Source organism: Acinetobacter sp. 1566109 (assembly GCF_000582255.1).
GTDB lineage: Bacteria > Pseudomonadota > Gammaproteobacteria > Pseudomonadales > Moraxellaceae > Acinetobacter > Acinetobacter nosocomialis.
In genome coordinates, this window is the sequence record NZ_JEYB01000070.1 from 1 (window position 1) to 15,315 (window position 15,315).

At 39.4% G+C, this 15,315-nt stretch carries 22 protein-coding genes and 2 pseudogenes; 23 read left to right on the forward strand and 1 reads right to left on the reverse strand.

Features of this window, described 5'->3' with window-relative positions:
• Nucleotides 1-43 precede the first annotated feature (43 nt).
• The 22 genes and pseudogenes from J582_RS22215 to J582_RS22305 all read left to right on the forward strand — a co-directional run.
• Nucleotides 44-1,063 (forward strand): annotated as a pseudogene (locus tag J582_RS22215) (terminase); the annotation flags it as partial.
• Nucleotides 1,064-1,102: 39 nt separating this feature from the next.
• Nucleotides 1,103-2,449 (forward strand): DUF4055 domain-containing protein, encoded by a 1,347-nt coding sequence (locus tag J582_RS22220; RefSeq protein WP_032048606.1) that lies wholly within the window; start codon nucleotides 1,103-1,105, stop codon nucleotides 2,447-2,449.
• 9 nt (nucleotides 2,450-2,458) lie between these two features.
• Nucleotides 2,459-3,565: a minor capsid protein gene (locus tag J582_RS22225; protein ID WP_032048607.1), complete on the forward strand. Its 1,107-nt coding sequence runs from the start codon at nucleotides 2,459-2,461 to the stop codon at nucleotides 3,563-3,565.
• A complete protein-coding gene (locus tag J582_RS22230) occupies nucleotides 3,562-3,792 on the forward strand; it encodes a hypothetical protein (protein ID WP_000004552.1) in 231 nt (76 codons plus the stop codon). Before J582_RS22225 ends, J582_RS22230 begins: the two co-directional genes overlap by 4 nt.
• Before the next feature lie 15 nt (nucleotides 3,793-3,807).
• Complete coding sequence (locus J582_RS26980) at nucleotides 3,808-3,960, forward strand: hypothetical protein (RefSeq protein WP_001291453.1); 153 nt, start codon at nucleotides 3,808-3,810, stop codon at nucleotides 3,958-3,960.
• Between the two features lie 51 nt (nucleotides 3,961-4,011).
• Entirely contained in the window at nucleotides 4,012-4,326 is a 315-nt protein-coding gene (locus J582_RS22235; protein ID WP_000589038.1) for a Gp49 family protein, read from the forward strand.
• Nucleotides 4,327-4,413: 87 nt separating this feature from the next.
• Nucleotides 4,414-5,205 (forward strand): hypothetical protein, encoded by a 792-nt coding sequence (locus J582_RS22240; RefSeq protein ID WP_032048608.1) that lies wholly within the window; start codon nucleotides 4,414-4,416, stop codon nucleotides 5,203-5,205.
• 13 nt (nucleotides 5,206-5,218) lie between these two features.
• Nucleotides 5,219-6,169: a major capsid protein gene (locus J582_RS22245; RefSeq protein ID WP_032048609.1), complete on the forward strand. Its 951-nt coding sequence runs from the start codon at nucleotides 5,219-5,221 to the stop codon at nucleotides 6,167-6,169.
• A 44-nt stretch (nucleotides 6,170-6,213) separates the two neighbouring features.
• The gene (locus tag J582_RS22250) at nucleotides 6,214-6,549 is read left to right on the forward strand and encodes a HeH/LEM domain-containing protein (RefSeq protein ID WP_016804112.1); all 336 of its coding nucleotides are present in this window, start codon (nucleotides 6,214-6,216) and stop codon (nucleotides 6,547-6,549) included.
• Nucleotides 6,550-6,552: 3 nt separating this feature from the next.
• Nucleotides 6,553-6,930: a hypothetical protein gene (locus J582_RS22255; RefSeq protein ID WP_032048610.1), complete on the forward strand. Its 378-nt coding sequence runs from the start codon at nucleotides 6,553-6,555 to the stop codon at nucleotides 6,928-6,930.
• On the forward strand, nucleotides 6,930-7,298 hold the full coding sequence (locus J582_RS22260; protein WP_032048611.1) for a hypothetical protein: 369 nt from the start codon (nucleotides 6,930-6,932) through the stop codon (nucleotides 7,296-7,298). The genes J582_RS22255 and J582_RS22260 overlap by 1 nt, the downstream gene beginning before the upstream one ends.
• Nucleotides 7,299-7,366: 68 nt before the next feature.
• Nucleotides 7,367-7,564, forward strand: a complete 198-nt coding sequence (locus J582_RS22265) for a hypothetical protein (protein WP_032048612.1) — start codon at nucleotides 7,367-7,369, stop codon at nucleotides 7,562-7,564.
• A gap of 7 nt (nucleotides 7,565-7,571) precedes the next feature.
• Complete coding sequence (locus J582_RS22270) at nucleotides 7,572-7,865, forward strand: hypothetical protein (protein WP_032048613.1); 294 nt, start codon at nucleotides 7,572-7,574, stop codon at nucleotides 7,863-7,865.
• 43 nt (nucleotides 7,866-7,908) lie between these two features.
• Complete coding sequence (locus tag J582_RS26985) at nucleotides 7,909-8,079, forward strand: hypothetical protein (RefSeq protein WP_171073060.1); 171 nt, start codon at nucleotides 7,909-7,911, stop codon at nucleotides 8,077-8,079.
• A 10-nt stretch (nucleotides 8,080-8,089) separates the two neighbouring features.
• Nucleotides 8,090-8,509, forward strand: a complete 420-nt coding sequence (locus J582_RS0105225) for a hypothetical protein (protein ID WP_032048614.1) — start codon at nucleotides 8,090-8,092, stop codon at nucleotides 8,507-8,509.
• Nucleotides 8,469-8,837, forward strand: a complete 369-nt coding sequence (locus J582_RS22275) for a hypothetical protein (RefSeq protein ID WP_032048615.1) — start codon at nucleotides 8,469-8,471, stop codon at nucleotides 8,835-8,837. The genes J582_RS0105225 and J582_RS22275 overlap by 41 nt, the downstream gene beginning before the upstream one ends.
• 1 nt (nucleotide 8,838) lies before the next feature.
• A complete protein-coding gene (locus tag J582_RS22280; RefSeq protein ID WP_032048616.1) occupies nucleotides 8,839-9,237 on the forward strand; it encodes a phage tail terminator-like protein in 399 nt (132 codons plus the stop codon).
• 1 nt (nucleotide 9,238) lies between these two features.
• Nucleotides 9,239-9,457, forward strand: a complete 219-nt coding sequence (locus J582_RS22285; protein WP_032048617.1) for a hypothetical protein — start codon at nucleotides 9,239-9,241, stop codon at nucleotides 9,455-9,457.
• Nucleotides 9,458-9,553: 96 nt separating this feature from the next.
• A complete protein-coding gene (locus J582_RS22290; protein WP_032048618.1) occupies nucleotides 9,554-9,904 on the forward strand; it encodes a hypothetical protein in 351 nt (116 codons plus the stop codon).
• On the forward strand, nucleotides 9,904-10,884 hold the full coding sequence (locus J582_RS22295; RefSeq protein WP_032048619.1) for a hypothetical protein: 981 nt from the start codon (nucleotides 9,904-9,906) through the stop codon (nucleotides 10,882-10,884). The genes J582_RS22290 and J582_RS22295 overlap by 1 nt, the downstream gene beginning before the upstream one ends.
• A gap of 51 nt (nucleotides 10,885-10,935) precedes the next feature.
• Nucleotides 10,936-11,853 (forward strand): phage tail tube protein, encoded by a 918-nt coding sequence (locus J582_RS22300; protein ID WP_032048620.1) that lies wholly within the window; start codon nucleotides 10,936-10,938, stop codon nucleotides 11,851-11,853.
• 71 nt (nucleotides 11,854-11,924) lie between these two features.
• On the forward strand, nucleotides 11,925-12,440 hold the full coding sequence (locus J582_RS22305) for a hypothetical protein (protein ID WP_032048621.1): 516 nt from the start codon (nucleotides 11,925-11,927) through the stop codon (nucleotides 12,438-12,440).
• Nucleotides 12,441-13,001: 561 nt separating this feature from the next.
• Here J582_RS22305 and J582_RS22310 read toward each other — a convergent pair.
• Nucleotides 13,002-13,541, reverse strand: a pseudogene (locus J582_RS22310) (hypothetical protein); the annotation flags it as partial.
• A 178-nt stretch (nucleotides 13,542-13,719) separates the two neighbouring features.
• Between J582_RS22310 and J582_RS22315 the strand changes: the two are divergent.
• The coding region (locus J582_RS22315) for a phosphoethanolamine transferase (protein ID WP_050674856.1) at nucleotides 13,720-15,315 on the forward strand (1,596 nt) is incomplete at its 3' end.

The following is a 15,315-nucleotide window of genomic DNA, read 5'->3' on the forward strand; positions in this document are numbered from 1 at the left end:
AGGATAAATGAAAATTAAGTACTTACACAAAATTTAGAACAGTCCCAATGAAACTGAATGTTCAATTACTTTAAGAAGTGGCCATATTATCCGTGTCGTTGGTCTAGATAACTATGATGACCTTCGTGGATCTGGTTTATTTTTCTTAATTATTGATGAATGGGCCGACTGTAAATGGGCTGCATGGGAAGAAGTGCTTCGCCCGATGCTTTCTACCTGTAAGTATATGGTGAACGGCGAACAGCGAGTTGGTGGCCATGTTTTAAGAATTGGTATGCCTAAAGGCTTTAACCATTGTTATGACACATTCATGGATGGTCAGCCAGGGCATGAACCAGACTGTAAAAGCTTTTCTTACACTTCATTACAAGGTGGAAATATTCCTGAGTTTGAAATCATTGTTGCTAAACGCAAAATGGATCCTAAGACATTTAGTCAGGAACATGAAGCAAGCTTTGAGAGCTATCAAGGTGTCATCTACTATTGTTTTAACCGGTTGCTAAGTGCATCAAGTGAAACAGTTAAGGTTAATGATGTTCTTCATGTGGGAATGGACTTCAACGTAACTAAAATGGCTGCTGTGGTATATGTTCGCCGTGGTGAGCATATGCATGCGGTAGATGAGTTCTTTAATCTATTCGATACTCCAGCAATGATTGAGGCTATCCAAGAGCGATATCCTAATCACGAGGTTGCAGTTTATCCCGATGCTTCAGGTGAGAATCGAAAGTCGAGTAATGCTAGTGAGACAGATCTGGCTTTATTAAGAAAGGCAGGTTTTAAAGTTCATGTGAATAGTCGAAATCCAGCAGTAAAAGATCGTATTAACTCAATGAACGGTATGCTCTGCAATACATTATCTGAGCGCAGATTATTCGTAAATGTAGATAAATGTCCTCACTTTGCTAAATGCCTAGAGCGACGAATCTATGATGATTATGGACAGCCGGATAAGAGTGCCGGTTTTGACCATATGAATGATGCAGGTACATATCCAATCGCTTATTTATTCCCGATCGACAAGAAATCTGTTGGAGTTCGAAGAATTCGCGGGATGTCTTAAACAATGCACCTTTACAGGTGATTTTTTATTGGTGTTTTTATGGCAGTTACTGATAAACATCCGCAGTATATTGCTGCACAAAAAAGCTGGTTGATTATGCGTGACGCCGTTGCTGGTGAAGAGCAGATCAAACAGGCACAAACAAAGTACCTAGCTAAATCGGCCGGAATGATTGAGGCTGAAAAGCAAGGTGATACGACTGGAGAGATTTATAAGGCCTATCTAAGTCGAGCTCAGTATCCGCTATGGGTTCAGGACGCATTACGCACAATGATCGGGTTAGTTTCAAAGCTTGAGCCGAATATTGTGATTGAAAGTTCTCTACTTAAAGGATTGATAGAGAATGCAACAAATGACGGTTTTGGGCTTAAACAGCTCTTTATTCGCATTTGTTCAGAGTTGCTAGAGTTTGGGCGCTGTGGGCTGCTTGTCGATGTTGATGCTAACGGAGTGCCATATTTCGCCTTATATGATGCGTTATCTATTATCAACTGGAAGGAAAACAGTATCGGTGGTCGTAAAGATCTAAAACTGTTAGTGCTCGAGGAGCAATTTGATAATAGTGAAGATGAATTTGGCCATGATACGAAAACGGTCCACCGTGTTTTATCTATGGTAGACGGTGCGCTAACTGTCCGTTTATTTGATGGATCTATTGAAGAAGATAAAACGCCTGATTTAGGGGGTAACCAACTTTCATTCACGCCGTTTGTTTTTTGCGGCACGATTGATAATTCGCCTGATGTTGGTACGGTACCATTGCTTACAATGGCCAAGGCTGCTCTGAAGTATTACCAACTTAGTGCAGATTATTACCAGTCACTTCACCATACAGCTCATCCGCAGCCTTGGATTAGTGGCCTTGATGATGACGATGATGATGATATTAGCGTTACTGGTGTTATGGCTGTCTGGAGTCTTCCTCCAAATTCACAATGTGGTTATTTAGAAATTTCAGGTAACGGCATTGAACTCACTAAAAAGGAAATGGATGCGCAAAAGAATTCAGCATTAGAAGCTGGGGCTAAAGTAGTTGATACCAATACACAGGAATCAGGTGAAGCGCGCCGTGCACGGCAAGACGATCAGCAAGCAAGTCTTCACAGTATCGTGATGTGTGCAGCTGCAGCAATTGAACAAGCCATTAAGTATGCAGCGCAGTGGTTAAAGCTGGATTCGACAAAATATTCATTTACAGTTGAACCTGAGTTTATTGTGCAGGTCACGGATATTAATCTTGCAAAACAGCTTTATGAGGGTGCTATTTCAGGGAAAAACTCTTTCCGCACATATTGGGAATACCTGATGACAGGTAAATTACCAGCTCACGACTATCAGGAAGAAGTGAAGCGGGTAGAAATAGAGCGAGATAACACTCCTTTGTAGAGGTGACGCATGGCTTCAAAAGAAGATAAATCGCTGATTGAAATACTTACCCAACATCAGGCGTATTTATATCGGGTGTCTTCTCAATCTGTTAATGAGCTATTAAAAATCTTTAATGATGAGTCGACATTAATGTTGGCCAAGCTTCGGGATTTGCTTGATGAATTAAATGATTCTGAAAAGGTGGCTCTAGCAAGTGGGCAGTACACTACAGCTAATCTTAAAGAAATTCGTGATCTGATTGCTCAGTGGTTTATTGGGCTAAATACTGCATTACCTGAAGCTTTCGCTGTTTCTGCTACTGCCTTGGCTGTTTATGAAGCTAATTACACGGCGAAGCTATATGGCGGCAAGATCAAAAAGCCAAATGGTGAAAAGCTATATGCCGCAGCTAAAAAAATACCATTGGTAGGCGGTGCTCTTGTTGATGACCTGCTATCCAGAATTGCTGAAAATGCTCGTCAAAAGGTTGAGTATGCAATTCGGGATGGTATTAACTCAGGTAAAACTAATCAGGAAATTGTTCAACGTATTCGCGGCACCAAAAGGCTTAATTATGAGGATGGCATTTTAAGCAGTACCAAGACGGATATTGAACGAACCGTAAGAACTGTGCGAAGTCATGTGGCCAACCAAGCATATCTAAAGAGCTTTGATCAGATTGGTTTTGAATATGTCCGATTGGTTGCAACGCTTGACGGAAGGACATCAAAACTTTGTGCATCTCTGGATGGTTCAGTTTGGGAAATAAACGACCCAGCGAAACGGGTACCGCCGTTGCATCCCAATTGCCGAAGTATTCTGGTACCTGTAGAGAAAGACGGTCGACTTGTCGGTGAACGCCCATTTGTAATGGATGAGCGAAGAGTAAAGGATATTCCAAAAGATGAGCGAAGCCAATTAATAGGGCAGTTGGATGCCAACACCACTTTTAAAGAGTTCTTCAAAAAGACAGACGATTTCTTTCAAAGAGAATGGTTAGGACCAAAGCGTTACAAGCTCTATAAGGAAGGGAAATTTGATTTTGATAAGTTCTTCGATCCTGAAGGGCGACTTTACACATTGAACCAACTTCGAAAGTTGGATGAGCAAACCTTTAAGGAGTTGGGCTTATGAGTGAGTCAAGACATTTAGTGCTAAAGCGTCACCCTACTTTGAAAGGTTATCTGGTTATTTGTGATGAAGAAACTGGACAACCTCTAGCTGGACAAAGAGCAGTACAGATGAATTCTGATGCCTTAAATGGACCCGCAACAATTACTGTAACTTTTGAAGCATATGGTGCTCATGGTGTTCGCTTAGTGAGTGATGCACCAAGGCCAAATCAAACAAAGGAAATGTAGCGAAAGGTATTACAAATGTCTGAAAAGCAAATCACTATGTCAGATGCTCAATATATTCTGAGCACAAAATTAATTCTGGTGCCATTTCTTCAAATTAAGATTTCAAGAGCCATGGCAATTTATGGTTTTACTTTTGAAAGATTAAAAGCAATTGCACTCATCAATTAGAACTTAATTTTTAACCTTAGCACCTTCGGGTGCTTTTTTTGTGAGAAGAAAATGATCAAAGAAGTAACAGAGCAAGAGTTAGCTGAAAAGTCTGTGGCACCCCGAGTAACTAAAGCGCAAATTGATTCATTGATGGAGCGTGTTACATATACGGTTGAGCAACGCCCCGGTGGCACGACATCTACTTTTGTCCATGCATTTTTAGATGGAAAGTTTTTCTTAGCAACGGGTTTTAGTGCATGTGTGAATGCTGAAAACTTTGATGCTGAAATTGGTGAGCGTATGGCTCGTGGAAATGCAGAAAAGTCAGCTGAAAATAAACTTTGGGAGCTAGAAGGCTACCGTTTATTTGCAACAAATTACTAAGTTTTCAATCGAAATTTAGCGTCCTTAGGGGCGCTTTTTTAATGCCTTGAGATAAGGCTTTACCCAAATCAAACGAGAGGTTTGAACATGTCATTGCCATTTATTGTTGATTCACTTGATGCAATCAAAGAAGAACACCGAGCTTTATATATCGAGGAAAACGGGAAGTTTCGCCTTGATTTAGAAGGTTATGAAGATCCAAAAGGTTTGAAATCTGCACTTCAAAGCGAGCGAGATGCTGCTAAGAATGCAAAATTGGAACTTCAAAAGCTTCAGAAACAATTTGAAGGTATTGATCCTGAAATTGTCAAAAAAGTCTTTGCTCAAATTGACCAAGACGAAGAAGCCAAATTAATCGCGGAAGGCAAGGTTAACGAAGTGATTCAGAAGCGCACCGAGAAGATGCGTGAAGAACATGAAAAGTTACTGAAGGCCGAAAAAGAACGTGCTGATAAAGCCGAAGCTTATGCACAAAAGTTCAAGCAATCAGTGATTCAAAGCCAAATTGTACAGGCTGCTGTTGAGCTTGAAGCATTGCCAGAAGCTACTGCCGATATTGCCTTTTTAGCTCAGTCAAAATTTGCATTAGATGAAAACGGCAAAGCAGTAGCAGTTGATGAAAATGGGGACGTGGTCATTGGTAAAGATGGCCAAACAGCATTATCGCCAAAAGAGTGGGTTGAATCTCTACGTGAGCAAAAACCGTATTTCTGGCCAAAACCAAATGGTATGGGTGCACCAGGTAGCAACAATTCAAAAGGTCAGCCAGACATTCTCAAAGCAGATGGCACGGTAAATATGACCAAATTGGCGCAATTACGAAATGAAAATCCGCAACTAGCTAAAGAGCTAGCGGCAAAACACGGTATTAAACTTTAAGGAGTAAAGCCTAATGGCTGAGACAAAAATTGCTGATGTAATCGTACCTGAGTTATTTACTCCGTACGTATTAAATAAGACTGCCGAGAAGTCTGCTTTATGGCAGTCAGGCATTGTTGGGGAGCTTGATGAAAAAGTTGCTTTTGGTACAGAAGGCGGTACCACAGTAAATATTCCTTTCTGGAATGATTTAAGCGGTGAGTCCGAAGTACTTTCAGATGGTAAAGCTCTTGGGGTAAATAACATCACGGCTGGTAAAGATATTGCTATTTTGCATGCCCGTGGTAAGGCTTGGGGTGCAAATGATTTGTCTAAAGCATTATCTGGTGATGACCCATTGGGTGCGATTGCTGATCTTGTAGCAGATTACTGGGCTCGTGAATTTCAGGGGTTTACCGTAAATACACTTAAAGGTGTATTTGGGTCTGCAAGCATGGCAGGTAATACCCATGACATTTCGGCTGGTACTGGAGCAGCAGCCGTAATTGATGGTCATTCATTTATCGATGCATCTTATAAACTGGGTGATGCTGTTGATAAATTAACAGCGATTTCAATGCACTCATTCACAATGGCAGCACTAGCCAAGCAAGGTTTAATTGAAACTGTGCGTGATGCTGATGGTGTTGTGCTCTACAAAACTTTTATGGATCGCCGTGTGATTGTAGATGACAGCATGCCAGTTGAAGGCGACGTATTTACTTCTTACTTGTTTGGTTATGGCGCGATTGGATTCCAAGATATTGGGGCACCGGTTGGTGTAGAAACAGACCGTGATAGTCTAGCAGGAACAGATATTCTTATTAATCGCCGTCACTTTGTATTACACCCTCGTGGCATTAAATGGGCGGGTGATACAGGTATTGCTCCTAATAACGCTGGTCTAGCAACTGCTGCAAACTGGGAACGTGTTTACGATCCTAAGCAGATCCGAATTGTGGCATTCAAGCACAAGATCAAATAACAAAAAGGCGGGTAATACCGCCTTAACTATTTGGAGATCCATAAATGGGACTTTCATCATTTAACCGTGCACGGGAAAGACAACAAATGACAGAAACAAAAATTGCTGAGTTAGAAGAACAACTGGCTACTGTAAAGGGTGAATTTATTGCCTTTCAAAATGATCCTGAGGCAATGAAAGCACGTATTGCTGAACTGGAAGCAGGTGAAGGGGGTCAAACACCTGAAGATGGCCAAAAGCCCAGTGATACTCAACCGCAACCAATTAACTATGCAGGTCTCAAAGTAGATGAGTTGCGTGCGGTCTTGACTGAAAAAGGCATTGCATTTGAAGCAGGCGCTAAAAAAGAAGAACTTTTAGCATTAATTCCAAAGGAATAATCCATGAGCTTTATCACTGAACAAGAAGCAATTGAACGTGTAGCAGGCTTTAATGCTTTATCTGACAGTGATAAAGCTGACTATCTTGAAAAATCGGAAGCTTACTTATTAGCGCGTAACGTCAAGCCTTATGAAGATGTGACAACGGTCCCCAAAGCCCTGAAAACAGCGTCATTTGAAGTCATTAAAGGCATCATGAAGGGTGAGCTATATCAAGGCCAAGAACAGGCATTAAAGCGAAAAAAAGTGAAAGCTGAGGTTGAGTCTGAAAAGGAATATCAAGACGGATCTGTAAAGCTTAATGCAACTGAACAATACATTCTTGATTTGATCAAGCCATATTGTAAGCGTCGATCAGTGATATTTATTAGGAAAATCTAATGAGCTTAAGAGACGAGATTCAGGCTGATATTGCTGAAGCATTTAATGAGGACCTTGCCGATGCCGTTCATCCCTTTACTTGTGACCGTATTGTTAGTACGAATTGGAATCCTAAAACGAATACTTCAGAAGATGTAATTGAGCATTACGAAGGCCGTGGTGTTTTATTTGCTTCTTATAACCAATATGAAGTTTTAACTCTTGGAGTTCAGGCAACTGATAAGAAGGCTATTGTGCTGCAAAATGAAGTCACTAAAGAGCCAAAGATTGATGATGAATGGAACACGGCGCAAGGTACTTTTCGCGTCATGCATATCAAACAAGATCCAATCGGTGCAAGCTGGAAATGTCAGTTGAGGAGAGTATAAATTTTTATTGCTTAATTTCATTGGTTTAAGCTATATATCTATTTTTAAAATATTTTCTTGGGGATAATATGGGGTATATCGTTAAATTAACCGATTCTGATAAATATTTAATTCCAGATAATGACGGTTGGATCACAACAACTGACTCAAAAGAAAAAGCTGTAGAAATTGGTCAAATAGATGATGAAGAGTCTGCTGAGTTAACTGCGCATAGTTTTAGTGGCGGTATGACTGCAGGTGTCGATTTTTTAATTGAGAAGGTTTAATTGAATTATGGCAACTCAAGCATATGTAATTGTCATTGAAATCCCTGAAAAGAAATGCCCAAATGTGAGAGGCAAATCTAGTCTAATTAAAGATGGTAAGGCAAAAGTTTATCTTTCTAATAATACAACTTCCAAAGATGCAGAAAATGGTTTTGACCGCTATGGAGTTACAGGTGGTCGAAATGCTGTAGTTGTTACTGAATCATCATTTCCAAAATACGAAGAAGAAATTACAAACTATCTTAATCGAAGATTTGGAGATGAATGGTCATTAGAATTAGAAAAGTGCTCAGTTGCATAATTTAAACCCACTTCGGTGGGTTTTTTATTGGAGTAAAAATGAAATGACTTGGACTGCTTTAGAAGTTTATGACAGCGTTCAGGTAGTGCCTGACGATGATCTTAAGCCCCATTCATTAATACATTGTGAATGCCATCCCAAATATGAGGATGGCATTTTTCTTCATAACTCATTTGATGGTAGAGAAGCGACTGAAACTCCTTTGCCAAGTTAAAGGGTAGACCATGGTTAATCCTAATTATGTGCCCGAATGGTATATCTCGCCACTCCAACATGTGCAGTACACGCTTGCTCGAAATCAACTACACATGGATTTGTTATTTGAAGATATGGGCAAAGCCGATCAATTTTTAGATATGGGGGAAGATGCTCAGGTTAGTTCTTATTCAGACGGCGCATATGCAATTGTCCAAATTGGTGATACAGCGGATAAGGACCAAATACAAGTTTATGGATTGCTTTTACATGAGGCTGTTCATATCTGGCAAATAGTAAAACGGCGAATGGGTGAGCGCGAGCCGAGTGTAGAGTTTGAAGCGTATTCGATTCAAGCGATATCTCAAGACCTTTTTGAAATGTTCGAAGCAAGTGAGGTTAAAAACCATGGGATGGACGGGAGCAAAGCCGACCAGCTTCAGTTTTGAAGTTGAGAAACAGGCATATGAGCTTGTAAAGAAAATCACTATGGATACAGTGCAATCACTTGTCGTTTCCAGTCCAGTGGACACAGGAGCTTATCGGGCCTCTCACATTGTTTCAGTTGGTTCTGGTGACTATGGTGTGCAAGAGCCTTCTACTAATGCCGTGCAAGATGCCGCGATTCAAGCTATTAAGTTTAAGTTGGGGAGTTTGATCTATATTCAAAACAACCAGCCTTATGCAGAGCGCTTAGAAAACGGCTGGTCAGATCAAGCGCCGTTGGGTATTTATAGCACAACGTTTACATACATTACTCAAAAGTTCGGTGGCTAAAATGGCAATGACTTTAGAGCAAGCTAGACAAGCTATCGTGGACCGAATGATGAGTTTTACAGGGATTTCTCAAGATAGAATCCAGTATCCAAATGCACCAGGTTTTACGGTACCAACAAAAGGTGTGTGGTGTCGTTTAACCATTACGGGAGGACCAAGTTTTATAGCTGGACTAGGGGGTAAGCCGTGTACACGCCGTAGTGGTAATATCTTAATTCAGTGTTTTGCCCGTCCTAATACTGGAGACAGGGAAGTAACAGAACTTAGTGATACATTGCTGGCACATTTTGAATATTTCTCTGTCGAACACTTAGAGTGTTTGAATGGACAATCAATTTTTGTCGGTCAAGATGCTGACTTTGTTCAGTTTAATGTGACTATTGGTTATAGGGTGAATTGATATGTCCTGCATGCTTACTCAAGAAGAAATCGAAATTAAACGGCAAGAACTGGAAAGACATCTTGAAGATGTTATGTCTGTTGAGTTGAGCAAATGGCAATCTGAAAACAGGCTATGTGTTTCTGATGTGAATATACGCTTGGCTAATGTTGTTAGTCTCGGAGGGCCTAAACATAACGTTGTTACTGGAGTAAGTGTTGATTTAGATTACAATCCTTAAATTTCTTTTATTAAAAAAACGCTAATTAGCGGTTTTTTTTACGTCTTATTCACTACCACCTCATCGGTGGTTTTTTTATGTCTATAGGAATCACTTATGAGCAATTTTGTTTTTAAGCGTGGTGACACATTCAACTTAAACCTACAGTTGGTTGATATGGATGAAACTTTACCTTACCCATCGGATGACGTGCGTCGAGCAATTGACCTGACGGGTTATACGTTTACATCACAGGTTAAAACTTTAGATGGGGCAGCTGTAGCAACGTTAACTTGTGCACCTTTGAATCAAGGTACCCAAAAAGGTTGGTTGAATGTGACATCAAGCAGTAGCACTGCAACTTGGGCTTTAGGTCTGTGTCAGATGGATATTAAAGCCATAGTTGGTGGCAATACCCAACACACCGAGACTTTGACTTTCCAGGTGATTGATGGAGTGACTGCATAATGGCAAATCTTGTTTTTAAATTTAACTGGGACCATCGGCCATTCCCATATAACTCTGCCCAAGGAAAGCGGCAATTTATGCTGCCGTTTGCATCCGGAATTCCCAATTTAGCACCAGCATTTTCACAAATCACGAATATTCCTAATATCAATCCTGCTTCGAGAGTCGTTGGAACTGCGGTTGGAAATGTAATGGAAGTGGGGGCATTTGGACTAGGTCTATTACAAGATACGAAGTATATTTCAACAACTGATGATTTGAGTAATGTAGAGAATGGATTCTATTCTATTGAGCAAGGTGGTCATGCAGGTATTTTAATTCGTCAAGCTGCTGTTCAAGGTAAAACATTAATGGGAATTATTGGTTTTCCTTCAGACCCTGTTTCAAGTGCTCCATTCTATTACAAAATTAATCTAAGTAATGGTAAAACTCTTCAATCTCAACAAGCATATAAGTATGTCTTTCGAACTACGCAAAATACAGCAGTTGACGGAAACGGTTTTATTAAGGCAGCTTCTCCAATTGTAAAGTTATTTGCTTATAAAATTGAGTTGAATGATGACGCATCTAAGCAGTCGCTTGACTATGAAAAAGTAGGCACTGGCGATTACTTGCTAAAAGGTTCACTTGGTTTCGCTCAGGAAGGTTGGTATATCGAAGTCCCTAAAGATGCCAATGGGAATACTGTGGTAGCTGTTGAATATTCAACTTTAGAAAATGGTGATCTTTCCATCAAAACTTACAAGCGTAAGTTTGATTTCGAACTTGCGGCAGTTATAGCAGATCACGAAAATCCGATGGACATTCCAGAGGGACGCTGGATCGATATTCGCTTGCATGAAGAGCCTGAACCAGAGCCTGAGATTATTCAAACCGAAACACCTGTGGAATTCCAACCAACAAACTTATCTGAAGCTGTAGCTGCTGCAATGGCAGGGGTGGAACCTCCGGAAATCTCAGACACAGACGAAACACTTTAACAGCCCGCTAACCCAGCGGGTTTTTTATGCCTAAATTTTGGAGAACTATAAATGAGTTCAGGCGCAAAAATTCGATTATATGCTTGTGAAGAAGCTGTATTGGGAACAACTCCTGCAAACCCGATTTGGTACACCGTTCGACGTGTTACTGATAGTTTGACTGAAAACGTTACTACTGAAGATAGTAGTGAAGTCGTTGATTCACGTTTTCGCCAAGGTAGTGTCGTAACTGAAGCTGAAGTAACAGGTCAGTTAGAATTTGAATTGTCGTTAGGTACCTTCGATTTATTCTTAAATGTTTTAGCTTTCAATAACTGGGCTGCAAATGCTTTAAGTTTTGGTGGTGGAGTACGTAAATCTCTTACCTTAGTAAAAGTCTTTGAAGATATTGGCCAAGTCTTTATTTATCGCGGTATTCAAGTGAATACGGGTGAAATGACCATCCAGACAACGGGTAAGATTACTGGCAACTTTGGTCTTGTAGGCAGCTCATTCACACGACAGCAAGTCAATCCAGTTATTAATCCTATTCCGGCTTCAACACGCCCACTTGTCAGCATGCCAAATGTTGAAAAGTTACTTATTAATGGGCAGTCGATTCAGGGTAAAGCTTGTCTGCAGACACTCACCATTAACTTTAACAACAATCTTGAAGCTATTCGTTGTATTGGCTCAGGTTCGTACACACCAGAGTTTTATTTAGAGAAAATGATGGATATTGGCGTAAATGCCAACTTCATGTTCTCGGCAACTTCGGCAGCTTGGATTGATGCAATTAAAACGCGAGATATCTTCACACTGACTTTTGATATCACAGACAGTAAGGGGAGTAAGTATTCATGGAACTTCCCTCAGCTTGAAGTCAAAGAAGCTAATCATCCAGATGGTGGCGGTGACGATATCATTACTATTGATATTAACTTTGCTCAGGTCCGTACAAGTCCAATGATCATTCGTTCTCTTGTCTAATTTTTAATAATCAATCTTAAAGCTCATGGAATGCCATGGGCTTTTTTATTTCTAAAATTTCAGAGGTAGTTATGGCTTTAAAAGTCGGAATTATTAAAAGCTCAGACGTATCAAAATGGTGTGAATACAAAGGGATTGATGGAGAGGTACAGGCTGACTTTAAAGTCCGTGGTATCGCTTATAAGCCTTTTCAGGTAGCTATTGAACGAGCAGGAAACCAGATCTCGTCTAAAGGCTATGATGTGATGGTCAAAGATGAAGATGCCAAGCTTTACCACGAGCTTTTAATGGATGCTTGCGCCGCCCACTTAATCGAAGACTGGAAAGGTGTGGTATTTGCCGAAATCGTAGATGGTAAAACTGTTGAGTCTGAAAAGCCATATACACCGGAGAATGCCTCAAAGCTTCTTAATCTTGGTGATATTGGCATTTCAATCTGGCTATTCATTAAAGAACAAGCCCAGAAGATTCAGGAAGATGCAGACAAGGACAAGGCTTTAATTCTGGGAAAGTCATCGAGCTCTACAAATACCAAAAAACGTATGCGTCGAAAACGCCGCACGAAATCGAACAAATCAAATTCTTAGGTGGCCACATTCCGGATCCGCCAGAATATTCGTATGTGGCTGAATCCATTCTTTCGGCATTTAGCACTATATGCCGATCCAGACGCTATGAACAGAGCATCCCGTTATCATTAGACCAGCATGCAATCAATGTCTATGCTGAGTATAATGATTTGCCTGTGGCTACTCATATTTTTAATGACTGTGTTTTTGCTTTGGATAACCTGTTTCTGGATGAAGCACTTAAAAAGATTTCATCCAAAAGCAAAGTTAATTAATAGCTATCTTATTGATAGCTATTTTAATTACTGAATTTTAGTTGATAGAAATATATAATATTTACAATGATTTATATCTTATACTTATATGTTAGAAAAGCTTTTATATTCATTGGGGTTAACTATTTCTTTGGTTCTATTAGTTAGCTGCACTAAACAACAAGCTGAAACTAAACCGCATCCTCCTTCAGTTGAAGAGCAATTCATGCAAGCTAGTCAGCAGATTGATACGATGCTTAATGCTCTAGAGAACCGAGAAGTAGCTTTGAATATAAAGCGAGACATATTGTGTAAGACATATCCCGAGGTCGAGTGCTGAGAAAAGAGCAATCCCGCCACTATAGCCTAATCCAATCGTATCTGCTGACCAGTCACCAAGAGCTGTACCCAAAGTTTGGCTAAAGGTAATTGTTAACCAATAAAAGACTTCTGATTTAGGTTTATTAACGGTATGAGGGGAGACGCTGCCTTCAACTTTATACCAACCCAATAATGAGAAGATGACTAAGCCGAGGAGTAAGCTACTTCCTCCACTATAACCAATACCTAAAGATCGAGTGACAAAGTCTGCTAATGTTGTACCAACAGTTGTACTCGCAATAATGGTAAACCAATATAAATATGGTTTATAACTTTTTGCCTTAATTTGACAGATCAATAAGATAATAAAAACTATGGCAAAAATAAAAGTACTAGTTAAATACCCAAGTTTCAATGACATTGAAAAACTATCTCCGCCAGTTTCACCAAAAGTAGTTGCGAAGATTTTAGTAATCCAGAATAGAAGGGTAACTTGGGGGACTTTAGTTATATACTCACTCATTTCATGACTTGAATTATTCATCTAAGAGTCTCAAATGATAAATTTATCAAACAATAAATTTTTAAAATTAAGATGAGCTTAAAGATTTGTTTTTAATAATATAGCTTTGTATTCTTATTGGTTACTAAGCTCATTTTTTAATTTCTATTTAAGTTTTACTAGCTAAGATTTCGAGTTTTTAATATTTAGTGGTTTTTAAATGCTAGTAAATTTTTTAAAATTCAAAGAGATATGTAATAATATTACACTATTAAATTTTAATTTGCTTTTATCTATCTGGCTAGGTTTATTTCTGAATATAGGTTTTTTTAAAAAAATCCATCAACTTACACCTTATAATGGTATTAAGTCAGTTCTTTTCTTAGGGGCGACATTAGTTATTTTAATAGCGGCATATAATTTAATTTTTCAATTAATAAATTGGAAATGGACTGCCAAAATCTTTGCAATTTTATTGATATTTATTGGTGGCTTTAGCTCTTATTTTGTAAACACATTGGGTATCATTATTTCACCCGACCAAATTCAAAATATGGTGCAGACCGATGTTTCGGAAGTTACCGATCTAATCTCTTTACGCTTTGTTTTATGGACAGTTTTTTTTGTTATTTTGCCCATTTTTTTAATTTCTCAAGTTAAATTTAAACAAGAAAAAGTATCACGGTTGTTATTGAAGAAGGTATTTTCACTGGTAGCTTCATTGGCCGTGGTCGGTGTTTTACTTTTTACTTACTATGTCGATTTTGCTGCAATATTTCGTGAGCATCGTGATTTAAAAGGGATGATTTCACCGCAAAAAAGTATTTCATCGCTTATGTCTTACTATCATAAGAAGGCTCCGAAGAAAAATCTGCCTCTTGTGATATATGGACAAGATGCTCACCAAGTTCAGCGCGTACAAAAGAACCTCCCTAAGTTAATGATACTTGTTGTAGGTGAAACGGCACGTGCCGAAAGTTTCTCTCTAAATGGGTATGCAAAAAATACGAATCCGGAGCTTTCTAAACAAGATATTTTCAACTTCTCTCAAGTGAGCTCATGTGGTACGGCAACAGCGGTTTCTGTACCATGTATGTTCTCGGGTATGCCACGTGTAGATTATGATGAGCAATTAGCTAGTCACCGCGAAGGTTTACTAGATATTGCAAAACGTGCGGGTTACCAAGTAACTTGGATTGATAATAACTCGGGTTGTAAAGGTGCATGTGATCGCGTTGAGCAATACCAAATTCCTGAAAACTTAAAGAAAAAATGGTGTAAAGATGGCGAATGTTATGATGACATTCTCATTGACAGCTTAAAGCAGTATTTGGCTACTATTGCCAAAGATGATGATCGCCCACGTTTGATTGTTTTACATCAGGTGGGTAGTCATGGACCTGCATATTACAAGCGTGCGCCTGAGGCATATCAACCATTTAAACCGACTTGTGATACGAATGCGATACAGGGCTGTTCGCAAACCGAATTGCTAAATAGTTATGATAATACAATCGTATATACAGACCATGTATTAAGCCAAATGATTAATACTCTAAAAGAAATATCAAAATATCAGACAGGTTTATGGTATTTTTCTGATCATGGCGAATCAACCGGAGAACATGGTTTATATTTACATGGTTCACCTTATGCAATCGCACCGAGCCAACAAACACATGTACCAATGATTATGTGGTTCTCTGAAAGTTGGAAACAACATAATCTTGCTCAAGTGAATTGTTTAAGCCAACAAACTAAACAAAAGTTAAGTCAGGATAATTTATTCCCAAGTTTGTTAAGTTTGCTGGATGTA